Raw genomic sequence first — 19,224 nt, 5'->3', positions numbered from 1 at the left:
ACATGAAATACACAACGCTTGCGCTGTGCCTGCTGACCCTGGCCGGCTGCGCCAATCAGGACACCCGGCAGATGCCGGTACAGATCATGACCGCCGCCCCTGGCAACGCCCAGGACGCCGAACTGCCGCGCAGCGAACAAGTGCTGCGCCCACAGGACGTGCTCGATGTGATCTTCCACATCAGCACCAGCGGCTCGGCCTCCTACCGCATCCAGTCTGGCGACACCGTCGGCCTGGCTTTCCCGGCGGCCAGCTCGCTCAACGGCAACCAGTTGGTGCTGCCTGACGGTACCATCGAACTGCCGCGGGCCAACACCTCGGTGAACGTTGCCGGGCAAACCCCGGATGAAGCCCGGCGCACCATCCAGCAGGCGTACCGCAACAAGCGCCTGTTCCAGCCGGGGCGTGACAACGTCACCGTGCAGGTGATCAGCCCGCTGACCAACGAGCAGAACCTCAAGAGCGCCCTCAACCACCCGGCCACCGGCATGAGCCGCGAGATCACGGTGGGCAGCGACGGCCAGGCGAGCTTCCCGGAAATCGGTTCGGTACCGCTGCAGGGCATGACCGTCACCCAGCTGCAAACCTACCTGAACAAACGCTACGCCGACCTGCCGGGGCGGATGACCGTGGACGTGATGCTCAAATCCACCGCCGTCAACGAGATCTACGTGTTGGGTGAAGTCGGCCAGCCCGGCGCCTACCCGATCCGCCGCCCGGTGTCGGTGCTCGAAGCCCTGACCCTGGCCCGTGGCCCGAACATCAAGGCGCGGCTCGACTCGGTGGTGATCATGCGCCGCAACGGCAACCAGGTGCAGGCCGTGCCCTACAACGTCGACAAGGCCCTGGATGCCAGCGCCGCGCAAGTGGCCTACCTGCAACCGGACGACATGCTGTATGTGCCCAAGACCAAGCTTGCCAGCGCGGGCGACCTGGCCCGGCAACTGGCTGACGTGGTGCTGTTCCAGGGCGTGGGCTTCAGCTTCGGTTATCGCGTTGACAACAAAGACAGCGACAACAACTAATCCCAGGCGGGTATCCGAGCATGAACACAAAAGAAAACTACCTGCATGAATTCTTCAGGATCTTCTTCGCCAACCGCCAGTTGGTGAAACGCGTGTTCCTGGTTTTCGCAGTGATCGCCTTGCTGTTGCCGCTGGTGCTCAAACAGAGCTTCGACATCACCGCCGAGGTGATCGTGCAGTCGAAAAAACTCTCCCAGAGCGATACCAACACCACCCTGGCCCAGGAGACCGACAAGTTCATCCCGCCCTCGCTGGCCGACATGGAAACCGAGAGCAATATTCTGCGTTCGCCCACCCTGATTCGCGAAACCATCAGCCAGTTGCGCGACGAGGGCAAGTACGAAGTACCGCCCAGCTTCATGCAACGGGTGGTGTTCGGGCCGATCCGCAACGCGGTCATCAACCCGCTGCGCGAGTACGTGGTCAACCCGGTGCGCACGATGTTCGGCCTGGAAGTCGACCCGGTGCGCGACACCCAGCTCGACACCCTGACCGACGACGCCATCAAGGACCTGAAGGTCGAAACCCTGCCCGGCTCCAACGTGGTCTCGGTGACCTACAGCTTCCCTGATCCGAAACTGGGCACGCTGTTCGTCAGCCGCCTGCTCGACAACTACCTGCGCAATCGCCAGAACCTGCAGTCCAACGAGCTGCCCGAACAGTTCTACGAGCAGAAAAAGCTGCAGTACCAGGTGCGCATGGATGACCTTGAAGGCAAGCGCCTGGGGATGCTCGAAAGCATCGGCTCCTCAGACCCCAAGGAAGAGATCACCTTCCGCCTGAATGCCATCAACACCGAAGAACAGGCGCTGAACCAGTACCGCGACCGCCTGCTGCAAAGCCAGCAGTGGCTGGACTACCTGAAAACCAGCCTGGCCGCCGCTGGCAACGCCAACATGCGCGATTTTGCCTTCCCCTACACCTTCACCACCACGGTCGACAACGTGGCCTTCGAAGACCGCGAGATCAAGCAGCTCGGTGAACAGCTGACCACCCTGGTGCTGACTTACGTCAGCGACCTGGCAGTGTTCCAGCCCGGCAGCGAGCAGATGCTGCTGCAGCGCGAGCAAATCGCCAAGACTCGCCAGCAGTTCCTCAAGATCGTCGCCAACCGCATCAAGGAGCGCGAGAAAGACCTGGCCGTGGTGCAGAACGTGATCGCCCAGAAGACCGCGCGTATCGCCGACTTCAAAGGCCGCGTGCACCAGTTGCAAGAAACCCAGAGCAAGGCACGCCAACTCGACACCGAGATCGACGCCCTGCACAAGGCCTACTTCACCTACACCCAGCGCTACGAAGAATCGCGCGGCGCCGACCTGCTGGCAGGCCTGTCCAACGCGCGAATCCTCAGCGCACCGTACGAGCCTGCCGAGGCGGCGTTTCCCAAGCCGCTGCTGATCGTACCGTTCGGCATGCTCACCGGCCTGCTGCTGGCCATTGCCCTGGTGTATGTCAAAGAGTTCTTTGACCGTCGCTTCAAGCACCCGGCGCAAATCAGCCATCAACTGGACCTGCCAGTACTGCTGGTGATCAACGACCAGACCCCGGAAACCCCCAACCCCTACAAGGGCTGGTCGCTGCCGCGGCTGGTGCACTGGGTGCGCAATTGAACGCAGCCCTGACCCCGCAGCGGCCGATCCTGCACCTGCTCAGCAGTGGCGGTTTCTACGGCGCCGAGCGAATGCTGCTGGACCACTGCCAGGCTACCCCGGGACAGCACCAGGTGCTGTTCCTCGGGGCCCCGGAGCAACTGGTGGCGCGTTTTCGCGCCGCCGGCGTGGCCTGCCAGACTTGCAATGGGGTGGGCGAGCTGCTCAGCGAACTGCGCCTGCGCCACGACCAGCAGCCGCTACTCAACAGTCACAACTTCAAGGGCCTGGTGTACGGCTGGCTGGGCGCGCGGTTGTGGCGCCTGCCGATGGTCGCCACCCAGCACGGCTTTACCCCCAGCAGCCGCAAGCAGCGTTTTTACACTTGGGTCAACCTGCAGCTGTGCCGCACCGCCACCGTCGAACGGGTGATCTGCGTGGCCGAAAGCATCAAGCGCATCCACCGCCAGGCCGGGGTTGCCGAGCACAAGCTGCAGGTGATCCCCAACGGCTTGCCGGAAGCCGACGCCCTGCCCGCACGCCACGACGGCGGTGGCCGCTGGCTGGCCGGTTATGTCGGGCGCTTGAGCTGTGAAAAAGGCCCGGACCTGTTCCTCGATACCCTGATCCCGCTATGCCAGCGTCATCCGCAGCTCGATGCGGTGATGCTCGGCGAAGGCCCTGAGCGTGACGCCCTGCAAGCACGCATCGACGCCGCCGGCTTGAGCCAGCGCATCCGCCTGCCGGGGTTTCAGGCCGACATGCGCCAGTGGATGGCGCGCCTGGACGCCCTGGTGATCAGCTCACGCACCGAGGGCACGCCGATGATCCTGCTCGAAGCCATGCAAGATGGTGTGCCGGTGGTGGCCTTTGGCGTTGGCGGTATCCCGGATGTGATCGAACACGGGCGCAGCGGCCTGCTGGCCCGGCCCCTGGCGGTGCAAGAGCTGGCCGCCCAGCTTGAGGCGCTGATGCTCGACCCGGCCCAGGCCGGCGAACTGATCGCCCAGGCGCGGCGTACCCAACGCGAACATTATCACCTGCCGACGCTGGCGCAACGCTGGGCCCGGGTCTACCTGGGCACGGCCACGGAGACCTGCGCATGATCATTCCCCTGTCATTGATCGGCCTGCTGGCGATTGCCTGCCTGGCCCTGCTCGCCAGCCCCTACCCGTTCCTCGCGCCTGGCGCGGTGATCGGCCTGGCCGGTTTACTGGCGCTGTACAAACGCCCGGCCTGGGGGCTGCTGGCGATCATCACCCTGGTGCCGCTGGAAGGCCTGTTCAAGGACAGCGACCTGACCGCCACCAAACTGATCGGCGCGGCCCTGGCCCTGGTGCTGGTGCTGCAACTGGCAGTCAAGCAACTGCCTGGCGAGCGCCTGCGTAGCAGCATGTGGCGCCTGCTGCTGGGTTTTCTGGCGCTGTACCTGCTGAGTTTTTGGGCCAGCGACAGCAGCGAGATGTCCCTGGGGCATTTGCGTGAACTGGCGGTCGGCCTGCTGCTGTTCGGCATCACCCTGCTGGTCGGCCGCGACCTCAACCTGCCGATGCTGTACCGGCTGGTGACCCTGAGCGTCGGCCTGACCTGCATCATGGCCATGGTCTCGGCCAAGTACCAGGACGAAGGCCGCGCCGCAGGTCTGCTGGAAGACCCCAATGTATTCGCCATGCTCATCGCCATTGCCGTACCGATGGCCCTGTGGCTGGTGTTCAACAGCCCCCAGCGGCTGCAGAAGCTGTTCTGGATTGCCTGCTGCATCCTGCTGCTGGCGGGCATGACCAAGACCAACTCACGCTCAGGCCTGGTGGTGCTGTTGATCAGCCTGGGGATTGTCCTGGTGCACTACCGCACCCAGGTCGCCCACCTGCGCCCACGGCACCTGGGCTTTGCCATGCTGGGCCTTGCGATCCTGCTGCCGACCATGGTGGCGCTGATGCCGGAAAGCTATGTGGCGCGCATCCAGTCGCTGGCGCTGCTCAAGTCCGGGGTCAACGCCTTCAAGGATGACTCCCTGGGCCGGCGCTCGTCGTACATCGTGGTCGGCAGCAAGATGATCCGCGAGCACCCGGTGCTCGGCACCGGCCCCGGCACCTTCCCTTTGCACTACGCCACCACCGGCTACGCCAAGGCGTTCTCGGCCAACCGCAAGGTCGGCGATCTGTACCGCCGGGCGCACAACACCTACCTGGAAATCTTCAGCGAAGTCGGCATACCGGCGGGCATCCTGTTCGTCAGCATGGTGCTGCTGGCCCTGTACAACGTCTGGTACGCCCGGCGACTGTGGCTGCAGCAAGGTGACCATTACCAGGCTGACCTGCTCACACACCTGTGCATGAGCATGCTCGCCATCAGTTTGTTCCTGATGTTCTTGAGTGCGCCCAACCACAAATACCTGTGGATCATGCTGGCGCTGTCCAGCGTGCTGCGCCTCAAAGCCGAGCAGGCACGCCTGGCGCAGGAGAAGGCATGAAGGTCAGTGTCGTGGTACCGATGTTCAACGAAGCCCGGCACATTGCCCGCACCCTGCAGTCGGCCCTGAAAGCCGCCGCCGATGCCGGCCTGGAGTGCGAGCTGATCGTCGTCGACAACGGCTCCAGCGACGACGGCCCGCAGATCGCCCGCAGCCTCGGCGCCCAGGTGCTGAACCTGCCGGGGCTGACTATCGGCGCCCTGCGCAACCGTGGGGTGCAGGCCAGCAGCGGCGAATGGCTGGCGTTTCTCGATGCCGATATCGAAGTACCGGAGCACTGGCTGAGCCTGCTGCTGGAGCTGCATGCCGAAGGCCGTGGCGACGTGTTTGCCCTGGACTGCGACACCCCGCGCCAGGCGCCCTGGTTCGCCCGCGCCTGGCAACGGCGCACCTTGCGCGCAGGCTTGCCGGCGCTGCACCCGATGCAGTGGCTGCCGACCCCCAACCTGCTGATGCAACGGCACTGGTTCGACAAAGTCGGCGGCTTTAGCGAAACCCTGCGCACCGGTGAAGACAAGGATTTTACCTGGCACCTGAACAAGGCCGGCGCGCGTCTGCTGGCCTTGCGCGACCCGGTGGTGTTGCACTGGGGCTATGAAGGCAGCTTGAGCGAATGGTTGGGCAAGGAGCTGTGGCGCCAGGGCAGCAACCTGCAACTGCTGCGCAGCAATGGCCCAAGCCTGCGTCTGCTGCGCTTTCCGCTGCTGTCACTGGGGGTCTGGGTACTCGATGCCTTGGCCTTGTCGGCCTTGCTCGGCGGCTTCCCGCACCTGGCGCTGTTGCTGCTGCTGCTCACCACCCTGCCGGCGCTGGCACTGAGCCTGCGCCAGAGCCTGAAACACCGTGACCTGTTGTTCGCCCTGCAGCTCTGGGGCCTGCACTGGGTCCGCCTGCACCTGGCCGGCGCGGCCTTCGTGCTCAGCCTGTTCAACTGGAACGCAAGGAGGCCCGCCCGTGGCTGAGTTCATCTTTTGGTTATGCCTGTTGCTGCCGTTCTATGCCTGGCTTGGCTACCCCTTGCTGCTGACCCTGGTGGGGCCGTTGTTCCCCCGTCACGCACCCGCGCCGCTGGCGCCGCAACGGGTCAGCGTGGTGGTGGCCGCGCACAACGAAGAACGCAATATCGACAACAAGCTGCGCAACCTGCTGGCTCAGGATTACCAGGCCCAAAGCCTGCAGATCGTCGTCGCCAGCGATGGCTCGAGCGACCGCACCGTGGCCCTGGCGCGCAGCTTCGACGACCCGCGCATCAAGGTCCTCGACCTGCCGCGCATGGGCAAGAACAGCGTACTCAACGTCGCCGTCACCCAGTGCACGGGCGATATCGTGGTGTTCACCGACGCCGATGTGCACTGGATCGACGGCACCCTGGCGGTGCTGCTGGCGCCGTTTGCCGACCCGCAGGTCGGTGGCACCGTGGGCAAGATGATCATCCCGGTGGCCGGCAAGGGCCTGAGCCTGGGCGAAAGCCTGTACCGCCATTACGAAGCCTGGCTGCGCCGGGTGGAGAGCCGCACCGGCTGCACGGTGTCGGCCGATGGTGCCCTGCAGGCGCTGCGCCGCGAGCTGTACCAGCCAATCCCGGCGCGGGTCAACGATGACTTCTACATCAACACCTGCGCACCGGTGGCCGGCAAGCGCGTGGTGTATGTCGACCAGGCCCAGGTGCTCGACCAGGGCGTCGACGAAGCCGAGCGTCAGTTCAGCCGCCGCCAGCGCGTCACCGTTGGCGGACTGATCAGCCTGGCCGAACGCCGCGAACTGCTCAACCCGCTGCGCCACGGCCTGTACGCCGTCGCCTTGATCAGCCACAAACTGATCCGCCGCCTGGCACCGGTACTGCTGGTGCCGCTGCTGCTGGCCAACCTGTGGTTGCTCGACGGCCACGGTTTTTATCGCCTGACCCTGGCCGCGCAACTGATCGGCTATGCCATTGCCATCGCCGGTCTGCTGGATGTGCGTCAGCGCCTGCCCAAACCGTTTCGCCTGGCGGCCTTTGTGCTGGTGACCCTGGCCGGCATGAGTGTCGGCCTGTGGCAGTTTTTGCGCGGGCACAGCTACAACCAATGGACCCCCGACCAGACTCGATGAGCACCTGACATGCCGATAAAAACCAGTATAAAGCGTGCCAGCGGTTGGCTGTACCTCAACTCCCCCAAGGGCCGCAGCCAGTTGCGCGGCGCCGGGGTGATCCTCATGCTGCACCGGGTGCTGGCCGACGACAATAGCGCCGCCCTGCCGCACCGCAACGAACTGTGCGTCGGCCCCCAGGCCTTCGAGCGCCTGCTGCGCTGGCTGCACCGCCACTTTGAGTGCGTGCACCTGATGGACCTGCTCAACGCCCACCAACACCCACGCAGCGGCAACCGGCCCAAGGTCGCCCTGACCTTCGACGACGGCTGGCGCGACAACGCCCTCAACGCCTTCCCGCTGCTGCAGCAGTACCAGGTGCCGGCGAGCATCTTTTTGTCTACCGACTACATCGGCAGCCGCCAGCGTTTCTGGTGGGAAAGCCTCGGCGAAACCCTGTGGGGCAGCCATGGCGAAATCGCCCGCCGGGCACTGATCGAGCAACTGCGCAAAATCGGCCGGCCGCTGCCGGCGGCCTACTTCATGAGCGACCGCCCGCACTCACGCAGCCAGGCCCTGGGCAAGTACCTGCAAAGCCTGAAAACCCTGAGCCCCATGGCCCTGCACCACCTCACCGACGCCTGCCCGGCCGAATCCCTGCCCCAGGCCCTGGACTGGAACCAGGTGCGCCACCTGGAAAACTCCGGGCTGATCAGCTTTGGCCCCCACGGCGCCAGCCACGCACTGCTGCCGGGCCTGGACGACCAGCGCCTGGAAGAAGAACTGAGCCGCAGCCACTACGCCCTGCAACAAGGCTGCAAGCAGCCGCTGCCGGTGTACTGCTACCCCAATGGCGACCACGACGCCCGAGTGCGCGAGCGCCTCGCCGCGCACCGCTACCCCTTCGCCCTGAGCACCCGTGCCGGGATCTGCCAGGGCCATGACGACCCCCTGGCCCTGCCGCGCATCAGCGTCAGCCAGCGCAGCGCCAGCCGCCCGTCGCTGCTGGCCTGGCGCATCAGCCGCGGAGGCCGCCCATGAGCCGCAGCCACTATGTTCGCCACCTGCTGCTGAGCATGGGCACACGCCTGGCGATGATTGCCCTGCGGCTGATGCGCAACGTATTGCTCGCGCGCATCCTCGGCCCCAGCGAGCGCGGCCTGTTCGCCCTGCTCAGTACCCTGCCCGACCTGATCAGCGCCGCCACCAGCGGCGGCCTCAACACGGCGGTCGGCTACCAGGCGGCCAAGCAACGCAATATGGGCCTGCTGCTCAGCCAGGTGCTGATCTACGGCTGCCTGGTGGCCGGCGCCCTGACCCTGATCTGCGTGGCCCTGGCCCGGGAATTCGGCACTGAACTTGAAGTGACCACCCAGCTCGGCCTGCTGGCCTGGCTGTTGCTGCTGGCCGTGCCGCTGACCGTGCTCAAAAGCGGCCTGCTGACCCTGCACAACGCCACCGGCGGCGTCGGCGCCTTCAACGCCCTGCGCCTGACCGAATCGCTGGTGCCGCTGCTGCTGTTTGTCGGGATGTTCTGGATGTGGCAGAACGCGGCGCTGGAAGCGGCGCTGATCAGTTGGCTGCTGGGCCTGAGCCTGGTGGTGGTGCTAGGCCTGTACTGGCTTGGCCGCCAGCACTCGATCCGCTTGTGCTGGGACCGCAGCGGCCAGCGCGAGCTGCTCTCCTTCAGCGCCAAGAGCCACCCGGACCTGTTGTTCCAGCAGGTGATATTGCGCTCCGACTACCTGTTCATCAGCGCCATGCTCGGCAGTGCTGCGCTGGGCCATTACGCCATGGCCAGCGCCGCCGCCGAACTGCTGCTGATCGTTCCCGAAGCGGTCACCACGCCGCTGATGAAGCGCCTGCTGCAGCAGGACGCCGGCATGGACAAACTCACCCCGCTGGCCCTGCGCCTGACCGCCACGGTGATGCTCTGCGCCTGCCTGAGCATGGCGCTGATCGGCGAATGGCTGATCGTTACCCTGTTCGGCGCCGAATACCAACCGGCGTATCCGGCGCTGCTGGCCTTGCTGCCGGGGCTGTTCGGCCTGTGCTACGCGAGCATCCTGCGCCTGGACCTGCTGGGCAAGAACCGCCCCGGCACGGTGTCGCTGATGATGGGTGTGGGCGCGGCCTTGAATCTGGTGCTCAACGTGCTGCTGATACCCACCTACGGCATTGTCGGCGCCGCCATGGCCTCCTCCATCGCCTACCTGGCAGTGACTCTGGCGATGCTGCTGCTGTACTGCAAACTCAGCGCCGTGCCGTTCTGGCAAACCCTGCTGGTACTGCCCAGCGACCTGGCGCCGCTACGGCAGATGCTGCAACGGCGGCCGGCATGAAGCGCACCGCCCTGGTGGTCACCAGCGTGCTGTTGAGCGCCACGCTGCAGGCTGCGCCATTGCGTTGGGGCGACCTGCGCGATGGCAGCCTGTACCTGCAACCGAGCAAGGCCGACACCTTGAGCGTCAGTTGGCAACCGGCCTGGCAGGCCGAGGCCAACCCCGAACATATCTACCTGCTCGATGGCCAGGGCCGCCTGCAGGCCGAACGGCCGATCAAGGCCAGCGAAACCCGTGGCCGGGTGCAATGGCCGCTGGCGCCGAGCAACAGCTATTACCAGTTGGAGATCCCCGGCTACAGCTTTCGCCGTTACCGCATCGAGCACGCCGACAGCACCCGCGCCCTGTTCGCCCCGGCCAAGGTGCACTTCAGTGCCGAAGTCGGGCCCAATGTCGAGCTGTACTTCCGTGTGCCCTCAGGCGTTAAAGCCACCCTGGCCGGCAAGTACCACGGCGGCGTGCGCGGCCTGCAGGTGCAACGTTTGAGTGACGGCCAGCAACTGAGCCTGACGCTCAAGCCCTACCCCGCCTACTGGCAGTTCGATCGCTTGCCGCTGCCGGTTTCCAGCAAAGCGCAGACCTTCCGCCTGCAATTGCAAGGCCGCGGCAAGGTGGCGTTCTGGCTCGACGGCAGCGCCAACCTGTTTGCCCAGCAGGCCGGACAACTGGGGCCGCTGCACAACGCCGACGGCCAGGTCGCGCTGACCCTGGGCCACAAGGTGCTGGGCCGCACCCCGGACCTGGGCGTCAACCTGCCCTATGTGCTGCCGCCGCCGTCCAGTTACGCCGTGCTTGATGCCCTGCGCCCGCAAGCGGCCGGCTTCTACAGCTTTGCCGACCTGCTAGCGCGCAAGCCCGGTTACGAGAACGAATTCCGCCGCTTCTACCAGCAACGCTACGCCATCAAACAGGACATCACCTTGCTGGCCGGCACCGGCCGCGAATCGGTTCTGGCCGCCGACCGCACCAGCAACGACGGCCTCGACGACTGGCTCGCGACTACCCGCAGCCTGGGCGGCAGCACCCTGCACTACCTGGCCTTCGCCGATGAACCGAACCTCAACTACAGCGACTACCCAACCTTTAGCCGCTACTTTCAGACCATGGCCGAGCGCGTACAACGCAGCCCCGGTGCCCGTGAAGCCGGGGTGCGCATCGCCATGCCGGCCAGCTCGCGGCTGGTCAACGGCCCCCTGCACGGCAGCAGCGAAAAGCGCATCGGCCTGGACTGGGCGCGGCGCCTGCTCAAGGACCACGGCCAGCAGATCGACGCTCTGGCCTGGCACGAATGGATGGTCCGTGACCTGCTGGCCACCCGCAGCTACCGCGATTCGGTGCGTCAGGCCGCCGAGCTGGTCGGGCTGGACGCCCAGGGCCGGCCGAACAAGGCCCTGCTGCTCGACCAGACCAACCTCTCCAGCGGCTCGAGCCTGAGCCCCTACGACCAGGAAACCCACTTCACCGCCCTGTGGTGGACCTCGGTAGTGATCAACGCCTCCCAGGACGGCCTGCTCGACATGCTCAACTGGTTCCACGTCGCCGATGAGCCCGAGTGGCCCAAGGGCATGGTGCGGGTGTTGGGCGAAAACCGCTTTGAACTCAAGCCCGTAGGCCTGGCCCAGCAGTTCATCCAGCAGCACTGGCTGGACCAGGTGCTGGCCCTGGACAACGACGCCTTCGAAGTCGACGCCCTGGCCATGGCCCGCGGCAAACAGCGCAGCCTGTTGGGAGTGAACAAAGGCGAGCGCCTGCAGCAGGTGAGCCTGGCCACCGAGCAAGCATGCCCCGAAGGTGCCCTGAGTTTCTTCGGCCCCGACAACCAGCCACGCAGCGCTCGCTTTACCTGCGAACGCGGCCGTATTCAGTTTCAACTGCCGGGGCAAACCCTGTTCGCCCTGACCTGGAGCGCGTCATGAGCGCGCACCTCACCTGCCCGAAACAGGAGGCACCATGAGTGCTTTGAGCAAAATCCAGGAACGTATCAAGCGCAAAGGACTGCGCAATACCCTCAACGCCGGGGTCAAGCGTTACCTGTTCTACCACTGGGAACTGCTGTGGATGGAACGCGACCTGGTAAGCCCCGTGCCGCCGCACAGACTCAAACCCTACCCGGCGTTGCGGGTCGAAACCATCACCGTGCATAACGTGCGGGCCTTTGCCAAACACTTTGGCGACCGCATCGAAACCATGCGCGAACTGGCCGCCGAAGGCCACACCGGGCTGATGTTCCTCGATGACGCCGGCGACACCGTGGCGTTTATCTGGGGCAGCCTGCGCCACTACCACGACCGCCACTACTACGGCTGCTGGTTCCCGGTGGAGCCTGGGCAGTTCTTCGAATTTGGTGGCGAACTCACACGCAAGTACTGGGGTACGCAACTGTCGGTAGACCTGCAGCTGGAACTTTGGAAGGCCATGGCCGCCCAGGGTTGCGACACCGTGGTGGACGTGTGCGAGAGCCACAACATCCCGGCGCTGAAACTTCACCTGCGCATGGGCTATAAAGAACAAGGGCGGGTGATGAATGTGTACTGCCTGTTCGGGCGCTGGAAGTTCTACCGCGAGACGCGCTACAGCGAATCGCGCCTGGAGGCCCTGCGCAAACCTGAAGCCAGCCCGGCCCCGGCCACGGTGACCTGAGCCTATGAGCCTTGACCTGCAGTGGTACCCGTCATTGGCGGCGGCGCAGTTCCCCGCCGCCGAGTACGAGCAACTGCGCCAGCACCTGGCCGACAGCACGCCGTTCAACCACCTGGGCTGGCTGCGTGCCGCCGAGGCGGCGCTGGCGGCCGGGCAACAATTGCAGGTACTGGTCGGCCGCGATCAGGGCCGGCTGTGCCTGTGCCTGCCGCTGATTCGCGGCAACGAGCGCTTTGGCCCGCTGACAGTGCAAGTGGTGCGCCACCTGGGCTATCCGCTCAGTGACCGCATCGCCCTGCTGTGTGATGTGCCCGCCAAGGCGGCCGGGCAGGTGTTGCGGGCGATCCGCACGCACTTGCCCCACGCCCTGCTGCAACTCGATGAAGTCCCTGCAGGCTCCAGCGTTCACAAGCTACTGCAGCGTTGGGCGCGGCGCAGCTCCACCTATGAGCAACGCCTGAACTGCCGGGTGCCGGTGCACCGCATCGTCCCTGAAGACCGTCAGGAAATCAGCGGCGACCCACGCTACAAACTGCGCCGCGCGCGCAAACGCATTGCCGCCTGCGGCGCCCAGGTACGCCGGGTGATTCCCGATGTCGGCAACATCAGCGAACTGCTCGACGCCATCAGCGCCGTCGAGGACGTCAGCTGGAAAGGCGACGACGACGTCGGCATCTTCTCTGGCCGAAAGCGCCGCCAATGGATGTACCAGGCCTTCACCGCGCTGGCGGCCCAGGGTTTGGTGCGCATGGTCCTGCTGGAGCTCGACGGGCGCTGCATCAGCTACCGCCTGGGCGTGTTCGAGCGCGGGAGGGTGTACGACTACAACCTCGCCTTCGTCCCCGCCTACGCGGGCCTGGGCAGTGGCCGCGTGCTGCTCGAGGAGTGGGTTCACTGGGGCCTGGACGACGGCTGGGAATGGGTCGATGCCTCGCGGGTGAGCCTGAACAACTCCAGCCACCAGTTGCACGAACGCATGAGCGGCGCCCTTGAGCACCAGCGTCAAAGCTTCTACAGCTGGCGCCCCAGCGGCCTGGCCCTGGGCTTGGCTTTGCGCCTGTGGCAACGCTTCAAACCACAGCTTCAACGCCTGCGCCACCGACCCTCGGCCCCGGCGGCCGAGCCCGTTTCGCCACAGGAGAACCCGGATGCCCTCACAGGTCATAGTCAACGCTGACGACTTCGGCCTCAGCGCCCACACCAACGCGGTCATCCTGCATGCTTTCCAGGCCGGGTTGATCAGCTCGGCCACGGCCATGGCCAACATGCCCGCCTTCGCCGCCGCCTGCGCCCTGGCCCAGCAACCGGCGCTCAAGGGCTGCATCGGCCTGCACTTCAACCTCACCTATGGCCGGCCGTTGAGCCAGGCCATTCGCCAGCAGCCACGCTTCTGCGCGCCCAACGGCGAATTCGACCTGCGCCTCAAGCAACGCACCCTGCGCCTGAGCCGCGCCGAGCGCGACGCCGTTGAGCAGGAACTGCAGGCGCAGTGGCAACACTGCCTGAACCAGGGCCTGATGCCCAGCCACCTGGACTCGCACCAGCATGTGCACAACATCTGGCCCATTGGCGTAATCGTCGCCAGGTTTGCAGCGCGTGAGGGCGTGGCGGTGAGGTTGGCGCGCAACCTTGGGCATAACATCGGGCCGCTGAAACGGGTGTACAAGACGTTGCTTAATAGGCGCTTGAAGCAGTTGGCGGGGGCGACGGCGGATTATGTGTGTACGCCTGCCGATTTACGCGCGGGGTTGGCGCCGGCGGATGGGTTGCTGGAGGTGGTGGCGCACCCGAGTGCGTTGGGGGGGTATGATTTTGGGGATGCGTATTTGGGGAGTGGGGAGTCGTTGAAGGCGTTGGTGGAGTTAAGCTTGGCGGGGGTGCCTAGGGTGGGGTATGGGGCGGTTGGGCAGGGGCGTCAGACTCTAGATGCGCCGATCTCTTGATTACCAACTATTTCACGGGCTCCTGCTCATGTGAACTCTCGCTCATGCAGCCACTTTGTGTAGTGGTCTAATGATTCCGGACACCCATTTAGGCGAGAATGCTCGCCACAGAGAGGTGTCTGATGACCAAGCAACGCCGTACCTTTACGCCCGAGTTCAAGCGAGAAGCCGCCAGCCTGGTGCTCGATCAGGGCTACAGCCATATCGAAGCAGCTCGCTCACTAGGGTTGGTTGAGTCTGCCCTGCGCCGCTGGGTCAACCAGCTCCAGCAAGAACGAGGCGGTGTCACTCCGACCAGTAAGGCGCTCACGCCCGAGCAGCAAAAAATCCAGGAGCTGGAAGCTCGGATCAATCGGCTGGAACGGGAAAAATCTATATTAAAAAAGGCCACCGCGCTCTTGATGGCCGAGGAACACGAGCGTTCGCGTTAATCGATCAACTCCGTTCTGAGGAGCCTGTTGATCTGTTGTGCTCGGTATTTGAAGTCACCCGATCTTGCTACTACGCACACTGTCGAAAACGTCGAACTCCCGACGTTGAGCGGCTGGTTTTACGCAGCCGTGTAAACGAATTGTTCACCCAAAGCCGCAGTGCCGCAGGCAGTCGAAGCATCATGTTCATGATGCGCGAGGACGGCATAGAAATCGGGCGTTTCAAGGTGCGCAAGCTGATGAGCGAAATGAAGTTGATCAGCAAGCAACCCGGCTCACATGCCTACAAAAAGGCGACGGTCGAGCGGCCGGATATTCCGAACGTGCTGGATCGAGCGTTCAGCGTATCGGCACCCAATGAGGTCTGGTGTGGTGACATCACGTATGTCTGGGCTCAAGGTCGCTGGCACTATTTGGCGGCTGTGATTGATCTGTTCGCCCGCCGCGTGGTGGGCTGGGCGTTTTCATCGAAGCCCGATGCCGACTTGGTGATCAAGGCCTTGGACATGGCCTATGAACAGCGTGGTCGGCCACAGAGTGTGCTGTTTCACAGCGATCAAGGCAGCCAATACGGCAGCCGAAGCTTCCGCCAGCGACTGTGGCGTTATCGCTTCACACAGAGCATGAGTCGGCGCGGAAACTGCCACGACAATGCGCCGATGGAAAGGTTGTTTCGCAGTCTGAAAACAGAATGGGTGCCAACCGTAGGCTACATGAGTGCTTCGCTGGCACAGCAGGATATTGGTCGGTTTTTGATGCAGCGCTACAACTGGCAACGGCCACATCAATTTAACCGCGGGCTGGCGCCCGCTGTGGCCGAGGAGAAACTTAACGCAGTGTCCGGGATTAGTTGACCACTACACTGGTCACCAGCCCGCCTAGCAATATTTACCACCCTACCCGCCCACATCCGGCCTTTCCTGTGCCCTCACCCATCACAGGAAACCGCCAATGAGCCTCCTCGACTCTCCTAACCCGCACCACGCCTTTGTCGAACAACAACTGCCGCGCTGGGCGCAGCACCTCAGCCAGGAAGACTGGCAACGCCTGCGCCAAAGCCTGCAGTTGCCCATCGCGCTGGCTGGTGTCGACCCCGACCTGTTTACCGCCTCGGCGCAGGGCGCGGCGATTCTGGCCAGCCAGGCGGCCTTGCGCCAGGCCCAGCGGGCGCTGGCCATCGCCTTGAAAGACTTCAAGGGTGTCATGGCCTTTGCCGAGCCGTTGCTACAGTCACGCTTGCAACAGGTACACAACCTCAGCCTCGATGTGCGCCAGGCGCAGTTGCTGGAGTATAGGTCGCTGCAGGTACCCTGGGCCTGGGATCTGCAAACCCGCCGCAAACCCATCAGCCTGTTGCAGGCGGCGTTGCACAATTTTCTTCCCGACCAGGCGTTCGATCAGCCCAGTGCCCTGCTGCGCAGATTGACGCCCGGGCAGGCTCCATCGCCCACGCAGCTGCTGCCATTGACGCCAGCCGACTTCGCCACGCTGTGCCGCACGCTGGACCTGGGCCACGCCTACCAGACGCATTTGAACGCGCAGTTCACCCCGGCCACCAGGCGCTTGTGGATCGCCGCGACACAGGCACGGCTGCGCGCCGACGTAGAGCTGGCGCGCTGGCTCTTGCGAATCGATGCGCCGCTGCAGGGGCGCTTGCTGGCCCTGGCGGACGGCCCCGACCCGTTATTGCCGGCCCGCCAGGTGACGCTGTTCGGCATTGCCCTGCACGACGTGCTGCTGTTCGGCCAGCCCGGACACCGGGTAACCGCCTGGATACCAGGTGACAGCCGGTTGCCTCTGTATGAATACGATAGCCTGCACAGCCTTGCCAGGCAGCTCAAAACGCGCTTGTGCCAGGCCGGGTTCCGGCGGTTTTTCCTCGGCTTTGTGCCCCACGACCAACAGGCCCATGTGCTGCACCTGTTGCAATACCACCTGGCCGACGGTGACAACGACGTCAACCGCGATTGGACCTTGCAGGACGGCGCCCAGTTGCACCTGGACACCCTGGCAATCGACGGCGAGCCGTTCACCTGGCTCTGGCAACAGTACACCGCGCGCGCGCGCCAGCAAGCGCTGCAACTGGCGGTGCCGACAGCCGATATCGATGCCCAGCGCCAGCAGCAACTGCGCGATACCTGGAACAACGCCGCGCTGACGTTTCTCAATGCGGCTGCGTTTTTTGTCCCGGGGTTGGGCGAAGCGATGATGGCAGTGGTGGCCTGGCAGCTACTCGATGAGGTGATCGAAGGCGCCCAGGCCTGGCAGCAAGGCGATGTCGATACCGCCCTGGCTCACCTGGAGTCGGTGGCGCTGAATGTCGGCGTGATCGTCGGCCTGGGAGTGGCCGGCAAGGTGCTGCCCAAACTGTTCAACAGCACGGTGATGGAGAGGCTGGTGCCAGTGCGCCGCGCCGATGGCAACACCCGCCTGTGGCGCCCGCAGCTGGATGCCTATCGCTCGCCCCATGGGCTGGGCGAAGACACCGCGGCCAATGCCCTCGGGCAATATGTCGAGGGCGCCAGGCATTACCTCAAGCTTGATGGCGCGGTGTTCGAACAGCGCTTCGACCCGACCGAGGGGCAATGGCGGCTGGTCCATCCCGCAGACGCCAGCGCCTATCAGCCGGTGCTTGAACACAACGGCCAGGGCAGTTGGCGCCTGGCCCATGAGCAGCCACTGACCTGGAGCACACCGCGGCTGTTGCGGCGCCTCGGGCCGATGACCGAGGGCCTGGACGATGCCGAGCTGGAACAGGCACGGTTGATCAGCGCCACCTCGGCTGGCGAATTGCGGCGCATGCAGGTGCACAACGAGCCAACGCCACCGCTGCTGGGCGATACCCTGGAGCGCTTGCAGGCCTGGCGTCAGGTGCGGGGCACAGGCCGGGGTATCGAGGCGTTTGACACGGTCTATGATGCGCCGATGGCCGCCGATGAACGGGTCAACCTGCTGCTGCGCCGTTTTCCACGCCTGACCCGGCCACTGGCGCGGCGCCTGATCGATAGCCAGGCACCCGCCTGGCAAGTGCAGCAAGCGCCGCCGGCGCGGTTGCTTCAGCAGGCGGCCCAGGTCAACCAGGATCTGCCGCTGGTGCGCGCCTTTGAAGGCCTGCACTTGCCGCAACTGGCCAACAGCGACAGCCAGCGGTTGATATTTGCCTGCCTTGAACGCTTGCCGGGCTGGTCGCCGGCGCTGCGTATGGAGCTGCGCGGGGGTAGTAGCGAAGGGCCACTGCTGGCCCGTGCCGGCACGCCCCAGGCCGCACAACGGTTGTCACTGGTGCGCAGGGCCGACGGCTACCGCAGCACTGACGCCGAGCATTCGACTGACCTGGTACAGGCAATCCACGATGCCCTGCCTGCTGCCCAGCGCATGGCCATGTACCCGGGCGGTGAGTCCGGGCAGCTCAACGCCAAGCTCCTGGCCCTGGCCAGCGAACAGCGCAGCGAGGTCCCGCGCTGGCTGTGGTCTGCACGCACCACCGGTTGGCCTGAGCAAGGGCGTTTGCGCGGCGGTTTTGAACGTTTGCGCGACTATCCCCAGGGGGAAGTGCGAGCTGCCCTCAACCTTCGCTATCGGCGCCTGTTTCCCGCTAGCAGCGATGATGAAACGCAAGTGCAGTTTACCCGCTGGCATGACAATTTACTCAACCCCGACACCCAGGTACAGGCCTTGGAACAGCAGTACGACACGCTGCAACGCGACCTGCAGCTATGGGCTGGTAATCACCCTTCAAGGCGTGACGCTATCGAGATCTTCACCCGCAGTTGGCAACGGGTTTCAATTCGCCGGCTAGATGACGACACCTGGATCCATACCCTTGAGCTGGACCTGCTCGATCTGCAGGACCAGGACCTGGCCAGCCTGCAATTGCCCGGTGGCTTTGAGCATGTGCAAGAGCTGTCACTGGAAGACAACCACCATCTGACCCAGCTGCCACCGTCCTGGCTGCAACAGCTACCGCAACTGCAGCGCCTTTCTCTGCGTGGCAACCGATTCAATCACATTCCCCAGGTGCCCTATCCCGAGCGTTTGTTGTCGCTGGACCTTGAGGAAAACCGCATAACCTGGGATGCCCAGCAACAGCAGCGCCTCAACCAACACACCCAGTTGCACGCCCTGAGCCTGGCTGACAATCCGCTGATCGAAGCCCCTGACGTGAGCACGCTTACCGAACTCGTAGGCCTGGACATGTCGAATACCAGCCTGACACGGCTGCCGGTGGGCCTTCAGATAATGCAAGAGCCCTTTTTGCTCGACCTCTCCAGCAACCAGTTCACTCACCTGCCCGAGGAACTGATGTTGCCCTTCGATAGCGCCCAGGCTATGTGCCTGGAAAGCGAATACCTGAGCCAGGAGGTACTGGACCAGATCGACGCCTACTACCAGCGTGAAGGCGTGGATTTGCTGGTTGCCCACAGTGACTACGACGAACTGCTGCAGGGGCTGACGGCCTGGCACTTGCAGATATGGGAACAACTACCGCTGACGTATCGGCGTGACTTGCGCAGCCTGTACGACACCACTCTGTTTGACACACACCCGGACATTTTCCGAGAGCGTTTCGCTCAACAACTGGGCCGGCTGGGCACCGACAATATGTTTCGCATGGTGGCCTTAGGCCGCCCTGCGAGTGATTTGCTGACCCTGCAGGTGAGGGTCATCGGCTAACGTTCGGGCTTGACCGGCCTGCACTACGGCACGGGCC

At 64.5% G+C, this 19,224-nt stretch carries 14 protein-coding genes; all 14 read left to right on the top strand.

Annotated elements, in window-relative coordinates; translation table 11 throughout:
- Positions 1 to 2 precede the first annotated feature (2 nt).
- The 14 genes from F8N82_RS09665 (at position 3) to F8N82_RS09600 (ending at position 19,187) form a co-directional block, all read left to right on the top strand.
- Positions 3 to 1,025, top strand: coding sequence for a polysaccharide biosynthesis/export family protein (locus F8N82_RS09665; RefSeq protein ID WP_038995058.1), 1,023 nt, complete (start codon positions 3 to 5; stop codon positions 1,023 to 1,025).
- Positions 1,026 to 1,045: 20 nt separating this feature from the next.
- The gene (locus F8N82_RS09660; RefSeq protein ID WP_038995056.1) at positions 1,046 to 2,635 is read left to right on the top strand and encodes a GumC family protein; all 1,590 of its coding nucleotides are present in this window, start codon (positions 1,046 to 1,048) and stop codon (positions 2,633 to 2,635) included.
- A complete protein-coding gene (locus F8N82_RS09655; RefSeq protein ID WP_038995055.1) occupies positions 2,632 to 3,720 on the top strand; it encodes a glycosyltransferase family 4 protein in 1,089 nt (362 codons plus the stop codon). Before F8N82_RS09660 ends, F8N82_RS09655 begins: the two co-directional genes overlap by 4 nt.
- Complete coding sequence (locus tag F8N82_RS09650; protein ID WP_038995054.1) at positions 3,717 to 5,087, top strand: O-antigen ligase family protein; 1,371 nt, start codon at positions 3,717 to 3,719, stop codon at positions 5,085 to 5,087. Before F8N82_RS09655 ends, F8N82_RS09650 begins: the two co-directional genes overlap by 4 nt.
- Positions 5,084 to 6,049, top strand: a complete 966-nt coding sequence (locus F8N82_RS09645) for a glycosyltransferase family 2 protein (protein WP_038995053.1) — start codon at positions 5,084 to 5,086, stop codon at positions 6,047 to 6,049. The genes F8N82_RS09650 and F8N82_RS09645 overlap by 4 nt, the downstream gene beginning before the upstream one ends.
- Positions 6,042 to 7,178 carry a glycosyltransferase family 2 protein gene (locus tag F8N82_RS09640; RefSeq protein ID WP_038995052.1) on the top strand — a complete coding sequence of 379 codons (1,137 nt, stop codon included), beginning with the start codon at positions 6,042 to 6,044 and terminating at the stop codon, positions 7,176 to 7,178. The genes F8N82_RS09645 and F8N82_RS09640 overlap by 8 nt, the downstream gene beginning before the upstream one ends.
- 9 nt (positions 7,179 to 7,187) lie before the next feature.
- Entirely contained in the window at positions 7,188 to 8,198 is a 1,011-nt protein-coding gene (locus F8N82_RS09635) for a polysaccharide deacetylase family protein (RefSeq protein WP_038995051.1), read from the top strand.
- Positions 8,195 to 9,499, top strand: coding sequence for an oligosaccharide flippase family protein (locus F8N82_RS09630; protein WP_038995050.1), 1,305 nt, complete (start codon positions 8,195 to 8,197; stop codon positions 9,497 to 9,499). The genes F8N82_RS09635 and F8N82_RS09630 overlap by 4 nt, the downstream gene beginning before the upstream one ends.
- On the top strand, positions 9,496 to 11,415 hold the full coding sequence (locus F8N82_RS09625) for a hypothetical protein (RefSeq protein WP_038995047.1): 1,920 nt from the start codon (positions 9,496 to 9,498) through the stop codon (positions 11,413 to 11,415). The genes F8N82_RS09630 and F8N82_RS09625 overlap by 4 nt, the downstream gene beginning before the upstream one ends.
- 34 nt (positions 11,416 to 11,449) lie before the next feature.
- Positions 11,450 to 12,139: a GNAT family N-acetyltransferase gene (locus tag F8N82_RS09620; protein WP_038995046.1), complete on the top strand. Its 690-nt coding sequence runs from the start codon at positions 11,450 to 11,452 to the stop codon at positions 12,137 to 12,139.
- A 4-nt stretch (positions 12,140 to 12,143) separates the two neighbouring features.
- Positions 12,144 to 13,316 (top strand): GNAT family N-acetyltransferase, encoded by a 1,173-nt coding sequence (locus F8N82_RS09615; protein WP_038995045.1) that lies wholly within the window; start codon positions 12,144 to 12,146, stop codon positions 13,314 to 13,316.
- Positions 13,288 to 14,082, top strand: coding sequence for a ChbG/HpnK family deacetylase (locus F8N82_RS09610; protein WP_038995044.1), 795 nt, complete (start codon positions 13,288 to 13,290; stop codon positions 14,080 to 14,082). The genes F8N82_RS09615 and F8N82_RS09610 overlap by 29 nt, the downstream gene beginning before the upstream one ends.
- Positions 14,083 to 14,204: 122 nt before the next feature.
- Positions 14,205 to 15,367 (top strand): IS3 family transposase gene (locus tag F8N82_RS09605; protein ID WP_139138795.1). Its coding sequence is split into 2 segments (ribosomal slippage): positions 14,205 to 14,460 and positions 14,460 to 15,367, totalling 1,164 coding nucleotides; the frame shifts between segments, so codons are not numbered across the junction.
- 97 nt (positions 15,368 to 15,464) lie between these two features.
- Positions 15,465 to 19,187, top strand: a complete 3,723-nt coding sequence (locus F8N82_RS09600; protein ID WP_038995043.1) for a dermonecrotic toxin domain-containing protein — start codon at positions 15,465 to 15,467, stop codon at positions 19,185 to 19,187.
- Positions 19,188 to 19,224: the final 37 nt, after the last annotated feature.

Source organism: Pseudomonas fluorescens, assembly GCF_902497775.2.
Lineage (GTDB): Bacteria > Pseudomonadota > Gammaproteobacteria > Pseudomonadales > Pseudomonadaceae > Aquipseudomonas > Aquipseudomonas putida_F.
Note: the sequence above shows the minus strand (reverse complement) of the source record. Positions and strands in the feature narration are given on the sequence as shown.